The organism is Sphingomonas aliaeris (genome assembly GCF_016743815.1).
Lineage (GTDB): Bacteria > Pseudomonadota > Alphaproteobacteria > Sphingomonadales > Sphingomonadaceae > Sphingomonas > Sphingomonas aliaeris.
In genome coordinates this window covers 2,997,312-3,011,100 of the sequence record NZ_CP061035.1, presented here as the reverse complement: position 1 = coordinate 3,011,100, position 13,789 = coordinate 2,997,312, and the positions used below count along the sequence as shown (strand labels likewise).

General features: G+C 65.6%; 13 protein-coding genes. 11 read left to right on the top strand and 2 right to left on the bottom strand.

What is annotated here, in order from left to right; all coding sequences use genetic code 11:
• Window positions 1-70 precede the first annotated feature (70 nt).
• Window positions 71-1,363: an Hsp70 family protein gene (locus H5J25_RS14170; protein ID WP_202092034.1), complete on the bottom strand. Its 1,293-nt coding sequence runs from the start codon at window positions 1,361-1,363 to the stop codon at window positions 71-73.
• Window positions 1,364-1,441: 78 nt separating this feature from the next.
• On the opposite strand from H5J25_RS14170, the gene H5J25_RS14165 reads away from it, so the two are divergent.
• From H5J25_RS14165 to H5J25_RS21190, 7 genes are all read left to right on the top strand, one after another.
• Complete coding sequence (locus tag H5J25_RS14165; RefSeq protein ID WP_202096385.1) at window positions 1,442-2,038, top strand: glutathione S-transferase; 597 nt, start codon at window positions 1,442-1,444, stop codon at window positions 2,036-2,038.
• Between the two features lie 2 nt (window positions 2,039-2,040).
• The gene (gene rpiA, locus H5J25_RS14160; protein ID WP_202096384.1) at window positions 2,041-2,721 is read left to right on the top strand and encodes a ribose-5-phosphate isomerase RpiA; all 681 of its coding nucleotides are present in this window, start codon (window positions 2,041-2,043) and stop codon (window positions 2,719-2,721) included.
• Between the two features lie 67 nt (window positions 2,722-2,788).
• Window positions 2,789-4,870: a transketolase gene (gene tkt / locus H5J25_RS14155; RefSeq protein WP_202092032.1), complete on the top strand. Its 2,082-nt coding sequence runs from the start codon at window positions 2,789-2,791 to the stop codon at window positions 4,868-4,870.
• Window positions 4,870-5,979 carry a transaldolase gene (tal, locus tag H5J25_RS14150; RefSeq protein ID WP_202092030.1) on the top strand — a complete coding sequence of 370 codons (1,110 nt, stop codon included), beginning with the start codon at window positions 4,870-4,872 and terminating at the stop codon, window positions 5,977-5,979. The genes tkt and tal overlap by 1 nt, the downstream gene beginning before the upstream one ends.
• Before the next feature lie 39 nt (window positions 5,980-6,018).
• Window positions 6,019-6,999, top strand: coding sequence for a phosphogluconate dehydrogenase (NAD(+)-dependent, decarboxylating) (gene gnd, locus H5J25_RS14145; RefSeq protein ID WP_202092028.1), 981 nt, complete (start codon window positions 6,019-6,021; stop codon window positions 6,997-6,999).
• Window positions 6,996-7,406 carry an HAD family hydrolase gene (locus H5J25_RS21195; RefSeq protein WP_263973934.1) on the top strand — a complete coding sequence of 137 codons (411 nt, stop codon included), beginning with the start codon at window positions 6,996-6,998 and terminating at the stop codon, window positions 7,404-7,406. The genes gnd and H5J25_RS21195 overlap by 4 nt, the downstream gene beginning before the upstream one ends.
• Window positions 7,301-7,804 carry an HAD hydrolase family protein gene (locus H5J25_RS21190; RefSeq protein ID WP_263973933.1) on the top strand — a complete coding sequence of 168 codons (504 nt, stop codon included), beginning with the start codon at window positions 7,301-7,303 and terminating at the stop codon, window positions 7,802-7,804. The genes H5J25_RS21195 and H5J25_RS21190 overlap by 106 nt, the downstream gene beginning before the upstream one ends.
• On the opposite strand, the gene H5J25_RS14135 is transcribed toward H5J25_RS21190, so the two are convergent.
• Window positions 7,788-8,462 (bottom strand): TetR/AcrR family transcriptional regulator, encoded by a 675-nt coding sequence (locus H5J25_RS14135; RefSeq protein WP_202092022.1) that lies wholly within the window; start codon window positions 8,460-8,462, stop codon window positions 7,788-7,790. The genes H5J25_RS21190 and H5J25_RS14135 overlap by 17 nt on opposite strands.
• Before the next feature lie 65 nt (window positions 8,463-8,527).
• Between H5J25_RS14135 and H5J25_RS14130 the strand changes: the two genes are divergently transcribed.
• The 4 genes from H5J25_RS14130 (at window position 8,528) to H5J25_RS14115 (ending at window position 13,693) form a co-directional block, all read left to right on the top strand.
• The gene (locus H5J25_RS14130; RefSeq protein WP_202092020.1) at window positions 8,528-9,952 is read left to right on the top strand and encodes an efflux transporter outer membrane subunit; all 1,425 of its coding nucleotides are present in this window, start codon (window positions 8,528-8,530) and stop codon (window positions 9,950-9,952) included.
• Window positions 9,952-11,133, top strand: coding sequence for an HlyD family secretion protein (locus H5J25_RS14125; RefSeq protein WP_202092018.1), 1,182 nt, complete (start codon window positions 9,952-9,954; stop codon window positions 11,131-11,133). Before H5J25_RS14130 ends, H5J25_RS14125 begins: the two co-directional genes overlap by 1 nt.
• Window position 11,134: 1 nt before the next feature.
• Window positions 11,135-12,721: a DHA2 family efflux MFS transporter permease subunit gene (locus H5J25_RS14120; protein ID WP_404829538.1), complete on the top strand. Its 1,587-nt coding sequence runs from the start codon at window positions 11,135-11,137 to the stop codon at window positions 12,719-12,721.
• Between the two features lie 399 nt (window positions 12,722-13,120).
• On the top strand, window positions 13,121-13,693 hold the full coding sequence (locus tag H5J25_RS14115) for a PEPxxWA-CTERM sorting domain-containing protein (RefSeq protein ID WP_202092011.1): 573 nt from the start codon (window positions 13,121-13,123) through the stop codon (window positions 13,691-13,693).
• Window positions 13,694-13,789: the final 96 nt, after the last annotated feature.

Here is a 13,789-nt window from a genome sequence, read left to right as displayed (position 1 = left end):
ACCTGGGGTACTGTTTCTCGACTTCGCTCGAAACGAACGGATCGGGGTATGTAACGGACCGGACCCCCCCTCAAACCGACCAGGCCGCCAGATCGTCCTCCTGCCCGATCAACGCCAGCCCATGCGCGATCGACGTAAGTTCGTTGCCGCTCGCGATCGCATCCTCGCCGAAACGCCGCACGAACATCGCCCGAACCGCCGGGGTAAGCGACGTACCGCCCGTCAGGAACACTCGGTCGATCCCCTCCGCACCCGTCCCGCTGGCGGCAAGCGCACGGTCCACCGTCTGTTCGATCCGCGCAATATCGTCCGCGATCCACGTCTCGAAATCGGCGCGTGTCACGTCCGCCTCGATCGCCAGCCCGGCGCCCTCGAAATGGAAATGCGCCTGCGTGTCGGCGGACAAGGCGCGCTTCAACTGCCCGACCGCATCGTACAGCGGATAGCCCAGTTCCTGCTCGATCACCGCGATCATCCGGCCGATCGCCGCCTGGTCGACCGCGCTCTTCTTCAACCGATCCAGTTCGGCCAGCGTCTTGCGGTTGCGCATCAACGCCAGTTTCGACCAATCGGCAAAGTCGCTGAAATAGCCGCGCGGTATCTCCAGTATCTTGTCGAACGACCGGTAATCGCCGCCCTTGCCCAGCATCGGCAGCACCAGCCGGTCGACGATCCGGTAATCGAACCGGTCTCCGGCGATCCCGATCCCCGCATGCCCCAGCGGCACGCAACGCCGCGCCGCGCCCGGCTCGGCGACGCGCACGACGGAGAAATCGCTCGTCCCGCCGCCGAAATCCGCCACCAGCACCGTCGCCGGTTCGGTCAGCCGCGCGGCGAAGCTGTAGGCCGCGCCGACCGGTTCGTAGACATAGTGGATCTCGGCCCCCAGATGCGCGAACATCGCATCGTAGCGGGTCCGCGCCAGCGCCTCGTCCGGGCGCGCGCCGGCATACTCCACCGGTCGCCCGACGACGATACGCGACTGTGCATCGCCCAGTTTCCCTTCCGCCCGCGCCGCCAGCTTTTCCAGGAACAACCGGCCGAGTTCCTCGAACCGGAACCGCCGTTCGAAGATCGTCGCATGCTCGAACACCGCGCTCGCCGCGACCGACTTGAACGACTGCACGAAGCGGCTGGCATCGGGATAGTCCAGATATTCCGCGATCGCCCACGGCCCGGCCTCGACCGCCAGCCCGCCGCGGACATCCTCGTCCTGCCAGAAGCACAAAGCCGACCGAAACACCGAATCCTTGCCGTTCGGGGTATCGAACGCGACCATTTCGGGCGGCGCACCCGCATTCGACAGCGCCGCGACGCTGTTGGTGGTACCGAAATCGAAGCCCAGGACGGCGTTGGTCTGCATCGCACGGCTTTGCGGCGCGGGTCGGACGAGGGCAAGAGTGGATCGACCGGCGCGCACGCCTATATGGGTCGGGTGACGATGCCGATCCTCTACAGCTTCCGCCGCTGCCCCTATGCGATGCGCGCCCGTCTGGCGGTGCGGATCAGCGGGCTCGCAGTTGACCGCGTCGAGGTGAAGCTGCGCGACAAGCCGCCCGCGATGCTTGCCGCGTCGCCCAAGGGTACGGTGCCGGTGCTTGTCCTGCCGAATGGCCGGGTGATCGACGAAAGCCTCGACATCATGCGCCACGCGCTCGCCCAAGCCGATCCGGAAGACTGGCTGGCGCGCGAGGATGCGGCGGTCATCGCGGCCAATGACGGCGCATTCAAGCATCACCTCGACCGGTACAAATATCCCGATAGGCATGACGGCGATCCGATCCAGCACCGCGCGGCGGGGCTGGAATGGCTCCGCACGCTCGACTATCGACTGGCCGGCCGGGCCAATCTCGGCGGGGAGGCGCGCGGGCTGACCGACATGGCCGTCATGCCGTTCGTGCGGCAATTCGCGGCGGTCGATCGCAACTGGTTCGACGCGCAGGACATCCCGCGTCTAAAGCGCTGGCTCGAAACGCATATGGCCTCCGCCCTGTTCGTCGCGATAATGGAACGCACTCCGGAAATGCAGGCGGCATGACGATGCAGGATGACGACAAGCGCCTCGCCGCGACCACTGCCGCCGCGGAGATCCAGCCCGGCATGCTTGTCGGTCTCGGCACCGGATCGACCGCCGCTTTCCTGATCGACCATCTCGCGCGCCGGATACGGGACGGATTGTCCGTCACCGCCGTCGCGACCTCCGACGCCACCGAACGCGCCGCGCGGGCGGCAGGCATCATTGTCCTGCCGTTCGACGATATCGACCGTATCGACCTCGCGATCGACGGCGTGGACGAGATCGACGGATCGTGCCGCGCGATCAAGGGCGCGGGCGGGGCGATGCTGCGCGAAAAGATCGTCGCCGCCTCCGCCGGGCGGATGATCGCGATCTGCGACGGGTCGAAGTCCGTCGCATCGCTCGGCGCTGTTCCGGTTCCGGTCGAGGTGTTGCCGCTCGCCCGCACGTTCGTCGCGGATCTCCTCTGCCGGATCGGTGCGACTCCGACGCTTCGGCAGGCATCGGGAGTCGGCGCGTATCGCACCGATCAGGACAATCTCGTCATCGACTGCAAATTTCCAGACCTGCCCGATCCGGCCGCAATCGCGGCGCAACTGTCTGCAATCCCCGGCATTCTTGGTCACGGCCTGTTTCTCGAAGAGATCGATACGGCCTATATCGCGCATGACGGACTCGTGCGGCGGGTTGACCGCGCGAGATAAGACCGCAGAAGCCGCAACCTCGAACGCCCCATCGCGTTGGGGCAGCGTCAAGAAGGATCGACGACCCATGAGCGATACCGCCACCGCCGGCACCTCGAATGATCTGATGGAAGACGGTTCGCTGTCGCGGCTGACGATCGATACGATCCGCACGCTGTCGATGGATGCGGTGCAGAAGGCGAATTCCGGCCATCCCGGCACGCCCATGTCGATGGCGCCGGTCGGCTACACCTTGTGGTCGCAATTCCTGCGCTACGACCCGGCGACGCCCGACTGGCCCAATCGCGACCGTTTCGTCCTATCGGTCGGCCATGCCTCGATGCTGCTGTACAGCCTGCTGCACCTCGCCAAGGTCGAGGAAATCGATGCCAAGGGCCAGAAATCGGGCCACGAGGCGGTCAGCCTGGAAGACATCGAGAATTTCCGCCAGATCGGGTCGAAGACGCCGGGTCATCCCGAATATCGCCACACGACGGGGGTCGAGACGACCACCGGTCCGCTGGGTCAGGGTTGCGGCAACTCGGTCGGCATGGCGATCGCGGAGCGTTGGCTGGCCGCGCGCTACAACAAGCCGGATCACCAACTGTTCGACTATGACGTCTATGCGCTCGCTGGTGACGGCGACATCATGGAAGGCGTCAGCCAGGAAGCGGCGAGCCTTGCCGGGCATCTGCGCCTGTCCAACCTGTGCTGGATCTACGACAGCAACCACATCACGATCGAGGGCAAGACCAGCCTGACGTTCGACGAGGATGTGGGCAAGCGCTTCGAAGGCTATGGCTGGAACGTCATCCATGTCGACGACGCGAACGATTGCGCCGCGCTAAGCGACGCGTTCGCCGCATTCCGCGCCACCGACGACAAGCCGACGTTGATCATCGTCCATTCGGTGATCGGCTACGGCAGCCCGATCGCCGGCACGTCCAAGGCGCATAGCGATGCGATGGGCGAAGAGGTCATCCGCGAGACCAAGCGCGCATATGGCTGGCCCGAGGACAAGTCGTTCTACGTTCCCGAAGGCGTGATCGAGCATTTCAACGGCGCGATCGCCGATCGCGGCCGCCCCGCGCGCGAGGCCTGGGACAAGGCGCGCGACTCCTATCGCACCGCCTATCCCGATTTGGCGAAGGAACTGGACGCGATGCTGTCCGACAGCCTGCCGGATGGCTGGGACGCCGACATTCCCGTGTTCGAACCCGATGCGAAGGGCATCGCCAGCCGCGATGCCTCCGGCAAGGTGTTGAACGCCATCGTGCCGAAAGTGCCGTGGCTGCTCGGCGGATCGGCCGATCTCGCGCCCTCCACCAAGACCGATATCAAGGGCGCACCGTCGTTCGAACCGGGCAATTACGGCGGCGCGAACTTCCACTTCGGCGTGCGCGAACACGGCATGGGCGCGGTCGTCAACGGCATGACTCTGTCGCACCTGCGCGGCTATGGCTCCACCTTCTTCGTGTTCCTCGATTACATGCGTCCGCCCGTCCGCCTGTCGGCCCTGATGGAAATCGGCGCGGTCTGGGTGTTCACGCACGACTCGATCGGCGTCGGCGAAGACGGCCCGACGCACCAGCCGATCGAACAACTGGTGATGCTGCGCGCGACGCCGGGCATGGACACGATCCGTCCGGGCGACGCCAATGAAACCGCCGCCGCGTGGAAGGCCATCGTCAAGGATGCCTCGCATCCGACCGCGCTCGTCCTGTCGCGTCAGGCGCTGCCGACGATCGACCGCACCAAATACGCCAGTGCCGACGGGCTGGAAAAGGGCGCCTATGTTCTTGCCGACAGCGAGGATCCGCAGGTCATCCTGATCGCGACCGGCTCCGAAGTCTCGCTGGCGATCGGCGCTTACGAGCAGTTGAGGAGCGAAGGGATTGCGGCGCGCGTCGTCTCGATGCCCAGCTGGTTCCGCTACGAGCTTCAGTCCGATGACTATAAGGAAAGCGTCCTGCCCAAGGCGATCAAGGCGCGCGTCTCGATCGAGATGGGCAGCGAGATCGGCTGGGACCGCTATATCGGTTTCGAAGGCAAGGCGATCAGCATGGCGACGTTCGGAGCCTCCGCCCCGATCGCCAAGCTGCAGGACAAATTCGGCTTCACGCTGGCCAAGGTCGTGGACGCCGCCAAATCCGTGATGGAGACGAAATAATGGGTCTGCTCAACGATCTCGCCGCGCGCGGGCAAGCCGTCTGGCTCGATTTCGTGGACAAGAAGTTCCTTGCCGAGGGCGGACTTCAGAAGCTGGTCGACGAAGATGGCCTGACCGGCGTCACGTCCAACCCGTCCATCTTCGAAAAGGCGATGGGCCACGGCGACGCCTATGACGAGGAACTTGCGGCATACGACAAGGCGAACCCGGGTGCGGCGACGATCGATCGCTACGAACATCTCGCGATCCTCGACATCCAGGCCGCGGCCGACATCCTGCGCCCCGTTTATGACCGGCTGGACAGCAAGGACGGCTATGTCAGCCTCGAAGTCTCGCCCTATCTCGCGAACGACACCGACGCGACGATCGCCGAGGCGCAGAAGCTGTGGGCGGCGGTCGATCGCCCGAACCTGATGATCAAGATCCCCGGCACGCCCGCCGGCGTCCCCGCCATCGCCGCGACGATCGATGCCGGGATCAACGTCAACGTGACGTTGCTCTTCTCGGTCGAGGCGTATCAGTCGGTCGCTTTGGCCTATGTCGAGGGCCTGGAAAAGCGCGCCGCGCGCGGCGAACCGATCGACCGGATCGCCAGCGTCGCCAGCTTCTTCGTCAGCCGGATCGATTCGAAGATCGACGACAAGATCGACGCCGGTGTCGGCGGCGATGCGGCCAAGGCGTTGAAGGGCAAGGTCGCCATCGCCAATGCCAAGCTCGCTTATGCCTGGTATCAGGACTTCATCGCGTCCGACCGCTGGCAGGCGCTCGCCGCCAAGGGCGCGCAGGTCCAGCGCCTGCTCTGGGCCTCCACCGGCACCAAGAACCCGGATTACCGCGACACGCTGTATCTCGACACACTGATCGGCAAGGATACGGTCAACACCGTGCCCCCCAAGACGATGGACGCGTTCCGGATCCGCGGCACGGTCGGCGATACGCTGACGGAGAATGTCGAGGACGCTCGCAAGGTGATCGCCGATCAGGAAGCGCTCGGCCTCGATCTGAAGGGCGTCGCCGATACGCTGGTCGAGGAAGGCGTGGCCAGCTTCTCCGCGGCGTTCGACGACCTGCTCGGCGCGATTGCGGCGAAGCACCCCGCGAGCGTCTGACGCCGGCCTGCATTCCCTGTTGCCTATCGGAGATCAAGCATGAAGATCGGTATCATCGGCCTCGGCCGTATGGGCGGCAACATCGCCCGCCGCCTGATGCGCGCCGGCCATGAGGCCGTCGTGTTCGATCGCGAGCAGAAGGCGATCGACGCGCTGGTGGCGGATGGCGCCATCGCCGCATCGGGGATCGAGGATATGAAGGGGAAGCTCGATTCCCCCGCGATCTTCTGGTCGATGCTGCCCGCCGGGGACATCACCGAACAGACCGTCACCGCGATCGCCGAGGTCTGCGGCGAAGGCGACATCGTGATCGACGGCGGCAACAGCTTCTACAAGGACGATGTCCGCCGCGCCAAGGCGCTCGCCGAGAAGGGCATCCGCTATATCGACGTCGGCACGTCGGGTGGCGTCTGGGGGTTGGAGCGCGGCTATTGCATGATGATCGGCGGCGACAAGGATGCGGTCGATCACGTCGATCCGATGTTCGCCGCGCTCGCCCCCGGCCTCGGCACGATTCCGCGGACGCCGGGCCGGCCCGAAGGCGACGATGCCCGTGCCGAACAGGGCTATATCCACGCCGGGCCGGCGGGCGCCGGTCACTTCGTCAAGATGGTCCATAACGGCATCGAATACGGCCTGATGCAGGCCTATGCCGAGGGCTTCGACATCCTGAAGGGCAAATCCTCCGACAAGCTGGTCGAGGAGGAACGCTTCGACCTCAACCTCACCGATATCGCCGAGGTCTGGCGCCGCGGCAGCGTGATCTCGTCGTGGCTACTCGACCTGTCGGCGAGCGCGCTGGCCAAGGACATGCAGCTCGAAGCGTTCAGCGGCAACGTCGCGGATTCGGGCGAGGGCCAGTGGACGATCGACGCCGCGATGGAGGAGAAGGTGCCGGCCAACGTCCTCACCGCCGCCTTGTTCGCGCGCTATCGCAGCCGCGTCGACCACACGTTCGGCGACAAATTGCTCTCGGCGATGCGCTACGGCTTTGGCGGCCATGTCGAAATCCCGCAATGAGTGAAACGGAGGCCATCCGGCTGGTCGTGTCGGATGTCGACGGCACGCTTGTCGACAAGCAAAAGCAACTGACTCCCGCCACGATCCGTGCTGTCCACGACCTGCGCGACGCGGGCGTCGGCTTCACGATCATCAGCGCCCGCCCGCGATCGGGCATGATGCCGATCGCGCAGGCGCTGGAGATCGACGCCCCGATGGGCGCGTTCAACGGCGGCACGATCTTCCACCGCGACGGCACCGTGGTGCGGCAGGAATTCGTGCCGCGTCGCGTCGTGGAGGGATGCTCGCGCTGGCGGACGGCGTGGATGCGGACATCTGGGTCTTCGCCGACGACATCTGGTATGCCAGCACCGCGTCCGGCGGGCATGTCGGCAGCGAACGGATCGCCTCGGATCAGGAGCCGGTGATCACCACCGATTTCACCGCGCTCTACGATCGGGTCGACAAGATCACCTTCGTCAGCGACGCGCCGCAGGTGCTGATCGATCTCCGCTCCAGTTTGAAAGCGTTCGAGGCTCAGGCGACGATCATGCAGTCGCAAACCTATTATCTCGATGTGACCGCATCGGTCGGCAACAAGGGCGACGGGATCACCTTGCTCGCCGACGCGATGGATACGCCATTATCGGCAACCTGTGCGATCGGCGATCAGGCGAACGACGTGCCGATGTTCGCGCGCGCCGCCGTCTCGATCGCGATGGGGCAGGGGCCGGAAGAGGTTCGCGCCAAGGCCGATCACGTGACCGGCGGCAACGACGCTGACGGCGTCGCTCAGGCGATCGCGGAGATCATCCTGAAGCGTTGACCGACCCGGCACCCGGTCGATCCGTTGCCCATGCGCGCAGAAACGTATCGATCGCCGCCTCGATATCGCGGCGGATCTTGTCTTCCCCGGCAAACCCTTCGATCGCGAGCAGGATCTCGTGGAAGCAGCCGGACTGGCATAGCGACGAGAACTGACGCGCCGCGACCATCGGATCGCCTTGTCGCAACCGCCCGTCGGCCATCGCGGCGGCGATATAGGCGCCAAGCCGTTCCTTCCCGCGCTTCGGTCCGCGTTGATAGAAGGTCGCGCCGAGTTCCGGGAAACGCTGCGCCTCGCCGGTCACCACGCGGTGCAGCGCGATCACCGGCGGCGACAGCACCGTCGCCATCATCGCGGTGGCGAACCGCCGCAACGTCGCCTCGACCGGCCCGTCCGGCGGCAGGTCCACCGTCAGCGCCTGGCTGAACTGCGTGACGATGTCATCCACGACGGCGGCGAACAATTCCTCTTTCGACGGGAAGTACGACCACAAGGTCGTCTTGGAGCCGCCGACCTTGGCAGCGATCGAGGACATCGTCGTCTCGCCATATCCGCGCGCGAAAAACGCGTCGCGCGCCGCGTCCACGAACGCCTGACGCCGCGCTGCGCGGACGCTGTCAGCCCCGCTCGCGGGGTCGGCAATACTTGCTGGTATCATTACAATTGACAACCGAAACGAATAGGATCACGGGGCCATGATACCAGACAGTATCAGGCCTGACCATGCGTCTTATCGTGTTTTCCCTTGCGGCATCCGCTGCCGCTTTGCTCGCCGGCTGCGCGCCGGATCTCGGCAAGGCGCCGGACATGCGCACCGCGTCGTCGCTCCCATCGACGCGGACGATCGCTGCCGTGCCGGGCACGAACCGTGACTGGCCGGCGACCGCATGGTGGACCGGCTTCCGCGATCCGCAACTGACGGCCCTGATCGACGAAGCGCTCAGGAACTCGCCCGACCTCGCCGCCGCGGTATCGCGGATCACCGCCGCCGATGCGCTCGCCCGGCAAAGCCGCGCCGCCTTGTCGCCGACCCTGTCGGCGGACGGCATCGTCGGTGGCAACAAACAGAGCCGCAACCTCGGCATCCCGCCGCAATTCGTGCCGGAGGGGATACAGGATACGGGTCGCCTGACCGGCACCGGCAGTTTCAGCCTCGATCTGTGGGGCAAGAACCGCGCCGCGCTGGCGGCGGCGACGTCCGAGGCGGAGGCGGCGCGCGTCGATGCCGATCAGGCGCGGCTGATGCTCGCGACCAACATCGCCACCGCTTATGCCGAACTCGCGCAATATCATGCCGAACGCGACGTCGCGCTGGAGGCGCTGCGTGTCCGCGGTGCCAGCGCGCAACTCACCACGCAGCGCGTCGATGTCGGCGTCGATGCGGTCGGCAGCCAGCGTCAGGCGGAATCGCGCGTTCCCGCCGCCCGCGCCGATATCGCCGCGCTGGACGAAGCGATCGCGCTGACCCGCAACCGGATCGCGGCTCTGGTCGGCGCCGGCCCCGATCGCGGCCTGTCGATCGCGCGCCCGACGATCGCGGCGGCATCGGTCGGCGTGCCGGATTCGGCCGGGATCGACCTGATCGGTCGGCGTCCCGACATCGTCGCGGCCCGGCTGCGCGCCGAAGCCGCGGCAAAACGGATCAAGGTCGCCCGCGCCGATTTCTATCCCAATATCAGCCTGTCCGCGATCGTCGGCCTGCAATCGCTCGGCCTCGGTCGCCTGATCGAGGGGGATTCCAGCTACGGCACGGCAGGCGCGGCGTTCAGCCTGCCGATCTTCGACGGCGGCAGGGTTCGGGGCCGTTACGTTCAGGCACGCGCGGATTACGACAATGCCGTCGCGACCTATGATCGCACGCTGATCGCCGCCCTGCGCGAAGTCGCCGATGCGGTCGCCAGCCGGCGCGCGCTGGATACGCGGCTGGCGGAACAGCGCGCCTCGCTCGCCTCCGCCGCCGACGCCAGCCGCATCGCCGCGCTGCGCTATCGCGGCGGACTTTCGACCCAGCTTACCGTCCTGACGGCGAATGATTACCAGCTGACCGCACGCCGTGCCGTGGCCGACCTCGAGGCGCGCCGTATCGCCCTCGATGTCGCGCTGATCCGCGCGCTTGGCGGCGGCTATACTGATATGGAGACTAAGTGATGGCCGACGCACCCACCGCGCAGCCGACCGCCGAAGCGACCGCCGAAACGACCGCCCAGACGAACGACGACACGCCCCCGTCGCCGCCCACCGCGGGCAAGCGCAAGAAACTGCTGACGATCCTCGCGGTCGTCGTGGTCGTCGGCGCGATCCTCTGGGCGATCTGGTATTTCGTGTTCGAGGCGGGCCGGGTGCATACCGACAACGCCTATGTCGGTGCGGATTCGGCGCAGGTCACCTCGCTCGTCTCGGGCGCGGTCACGGAGGTACGCGTCGGCGGCACGCAGCCGGTCAGAAAGGGCGACATCCTCGTCGTGATCGATCCCGCCGATGCCAGGATCGACGTCGCGACCGCCGAAGCCGCCTTGCTTGAGGCGCAGCAGAAATACGGCCAGACGGCGGCGCTCGCCGGATCGGCCCGCTCCAAGGTATCGTCGCGCAACGCCGATATCGCGCAGGCCCGCGCCCGGCTCGCCGATGCCAATGCCGTCGTCGCGCGCACGAAGATCGATCTCGATCGTCGTCAGCAGCTGATCGCCAGCGGCGCGGCTTCGGGTGAGGAACTGACCACCGCGCGCGCCGCCTATCAGAGCGCGCTCGCCGCCCGCCAGCTTGCACAGGCCGGCGTCGCCTCCGCGATCGCCACGGAGAATTCCGCCGGTGCCGATGCGGCGGCAAGCGAGGCGCTGGTCCGCGGCACGACGATCGATACCGCACCGGACGTCGCCTCGGCGCGCGCACGGCTGAACAAGGCGCGGCTCGATCTCGCGCGCACCGTCATCCGCGCGCCGGTCGACGGCGTCGTCACCAATCGCCAGGTACAGGTCGGCCAGCGGATCGCCGCCGGCGCCCCGATCATGACGGTGGTCCCGATCGCTTCCGCCTATGTCGACGCCAATTACAAGGAAAGCCAGTTGCGCGACGTGAAGATCGGCCAGCCGGTCGAACTCACGTCCGATTTCTACGGCGATGATGTCGTGTTCCACGGCCGGGTGACCGGTTTCGCCGGCGGCACCGGCGCCGCCTTCTCGCTGATCCCGGCGCAGAACGCGACCGGCAACTGGGTGAAGGTCGTACAGCGCCTGCCCGTGCGTATCGTCATCGATCCGAAGGACATGCGCGCGCATCCGCTGCGCGTCGGGCTGACGATGGATGCCGTCATCGATACGCGCGGCAAGTAAGGTGGCGGACGCGACCGCCCCCGCCGGTACTGGCGCCGCACCCGATACGGGGTCCACACCCGGTACGGATGCCGAGCCTACGCCGCTCAGCGGTGGCAAGCTGCTGCTCGCCGGGGTCGCGCTCGCGCTGGCGAACTTCGTCGTCGTGCTGGATACGACGATCGCCAACGTCTCGGTCCCGCACATCGCCGGTGGGCTGGCGATCTCGCCGACGCAGGGCACGTGGGTAATCACCTCCTATTCGGTCGCCGACGCGATCAGCGTGCCGCTCACCGGCTGGCTCGCCGCGCGCTTCGGCACCGTCCGCTGGTTCATCATGTCGCTGATCGGCTTCGGTTTCTTCTCGATGCTCTGCGGCCTGTCGAACAGCCTCGGCATGCTGGTCGTGTTCCGCATCCTGCAGGGCCTGTCCGGCGGGCCGCTCATGCCTTTGTCGCAAAGCCTGTTGCTGCGCATCTTTCCCAAACAGAAAGCGGGCGCGGCGATGGGCCTGTGGGCGATGACCACGGTCTGCGCACCGATCGCCGGGCCGATCCTGGGCGGGATGATCAGCGACAACTGGACCTGGCCGTGGATCTTCTTCATCAACCTGCCGGTCGTCGCCTTCTGCGTCTTCGCCGTCACCCGCCTCGTCACGCCGTTCGAAACGAAAAAGGCGAAGGTCGGGATCGATATCGTCGGCCTGATCCTGCTGGTCGTATGGGTCGGCGCGTTCCAGCTGATGCTCGACACCGGGCGCGAACATGACTGGTTCTCGTCGCCGTTCGTCGTCGCGATGGCGGTGATCGCCGCGATCGGCCTGCCCGCCTTCGTCATCTGGGAACTGGGTGAAAAGAACCCGATCGTCGATATCAAGGTCTTCCGTCACCGCGGCTTCACCGCCGGCACGGTGGCGGTCGCCTTGGGCTTCGGCGCGTTCTTCGCATCGGTCGTGCTGACGCCGCTCTGGCTGCAACAGGTCGTCGGCTACACCGCGACGGAGGCGGGGTTCACCACCGCGTTCGTCGGCGTCTTCGCCGTCATCATGTCCCCGATCGCCGCCCGGCTTGTGGGGAAGGTCGATCTGCGCATCACCGTGTGCCTGGGGATCCTTTGGCTCGGCGTTATGTCGCTGCTCCGCGCGCGGTGGAGCACCGAGGCCGATTTCTTCCAACTCGCGCTGCCGCAACTGTTGCAGGGGTTCGGCATGCCGTTCTTCTTTATCGGGCTGACGGCCTTGGCGCTGTCGTCGGTCAAGCCCAGCGAGACGACATCGGCGGCCGGTATCATGAGCTTCGTGCGGACCTTGTGCGGCGCGATCGGCACCGCGATGGCGACGACCGCGTGGGACAATGCCAGCCGCGTCAGCCGGTCCGACATGGTCCCGGCGCTTAACGGCGTGTCCACCACGATGGAGCAGTTGCAGGCCCGCGGCATGAGCGTCGAACAGTCGCGCGGCGTCATCGACCGCCTGGTCGAAGCGCAATCCGCCACCGTCGGCGCCACCCACGTCTTCACACTCGCCTTCGCTATCTTCCTCATAGCCGCCGCCTTCGTCTGGCTAGCCCCCAAACCAAAGGGCGCGCCGCAAATGGGGGCGGCGCATTAGGGGGCGGCGAAAGCGGCCGGTCCCGTCCTGATCGGATGCTTAATCCTGTTCGCGTTTGGTCTTCGGCCACACGCTCGTGAACGTGGTGCATAGTAATCCTGGCAAGGTCGTCCGTATGACGGTTAATCATGGTACGGGCTCTAAAGTCGCTGTGGCCCAGGTAGCGCCTACGATTTGATGCTCGTCTCGATCAGTCCTTCGGAACTTGGCGGATTCGTACCAATTCGACACACGTTGGTTTCGAAATCATGAATCGTGTTGCTATTACAACTGCTTCGTCTACGGCAGCCCCAACCGGGGAGCTGTTCCCCGGAATATTGATGATGATTCCTTTGGCCGTTCAGAAGCCGAAGTGGGTCGCTTGATACCGCTTATTATAATCGATCAGGGAGAGAGAACGTGAAAAGCCTTTATCTGGCGGCAGCCCTTGCGGCGACTGCACTTACCGCGACTTCGGCTTCGGCAGCGACGCCGCTGACGGTGACCTACAACGGCACGATCACCGGTTCTTCTGTCGGGCAAACGAATAACCTGAACGGTCCCGTCGTGTTCACCGGCCTGACCACGCTGGAAGATGCCAGCAATGGTGTATTCCAGTTCTCGAGCTTCACTGCCCTTTACCAAAATGCTCTCTTCACGTTCGCGGATGCCTCTGCGTCATTCGCTAACCCGGAAGGAACCGTCCTGAACCTGTTCACGGGCACCACGTTGATCACCTCGTTCAACTTCGCTCCAGGAACGAACTTCATGGTCGGTCAGGATTTCGCCACTACCCTCGGCGCTGGTGGTACGTTCACCGTCACTCCTTCGGCTGGCAACGTGAACTTCACGGGCGGCGTAGGCACTGTAACCTCGGCGGTTGCAGCAGCGGTGCCGGAGACCGCAACCTGGGGCATGATGATCGCCGGCTTCGGAATGATGGGTGCCGCACTGCGCGCACGTCGCCGCAGCACGAAGGTTTCGTTCGCCTAACAGTTTCTTCTTTCGAAGAAAGCGGAGCCGCTGGCCGAAAGGCTGGCGGCTTTTTGCTTTGGCTTAAGGCCCGAGGCACATCGTCTGCTTTCGCCG

Excerpts from the sequence above, each read along its gene's own strand:
- H5J25_RS14170 (WP_202092034.1), bottom strand. The coding sequence starts at position 1,363 with ATGCAGACCAACGCCGTCCTGGGCTTCGATTTCGGTACCACCAACAGC.
- H5J25_RS14165 (WP_202096385.1), top strand. The coding sequence starts at position 1,442 with ATGCCGATCCTCTACAGCTTCCGCCGCTGCCCCTATGCGATGCGCGCC.
- rpiA (WP_202096384.1), top strand. The coding sequence starts at position 2,041 with ATGCAGGATGACGACAAGCGCCTCGCCGCGACCACTGCCGCCGCGGAG.
- tkt (WP_202092032.1), top strand. The coding sequence starts at position 2,789 with ATGAGCGATACCGCCACCGCCGGCACCTCGAATGATCTGATGGAAGAC.
- tal (WP_202092030.1), top strand. The coding sequence starts at position 4,870 with ATGGGTCTGCTCAACGATCTCGCCGCGCGCGGGCAAGCCGTCTGGCTC.
- gnd (WP_202092028.1), top strand. The coding sequence starts at position 6,019 with ATGAAGATCGGTATCATCGGCCTCGGCCGTATGGGCGGCAACATCGCC.
- H5J25_RS21195 (WP_263973934.1), top strand. The coding sequence starts at position 6,996 with ATGAGTGAAACGGAGGCCATCCGGCTGGTCGTGTCGGATGTCGACGGC.
- H5J25_RS14135 (WP_202092022.1), bottom strand. The coding sequence starts at position 8,462 with ATGATACCAGCAAGTATTGCCGACCCCGCGAGCGGGGCTGACAGCGTC.
- H5J25_RS14130 (WP_202092020.1), top strand. The coding sequence starts at position 8,528 with ATGCGTCTTATCGTGTTTTCCCTTGCGGCATCCGCTGCCGCTTTGCTC.
- H5J25_RS14125 (WP_202092018.1), top strand. The coding sequence starts at position 9,952 with ATGGCCGACGCACCCACCGCGCAGCCGACCGCCGAAGCGACCGCCGAA.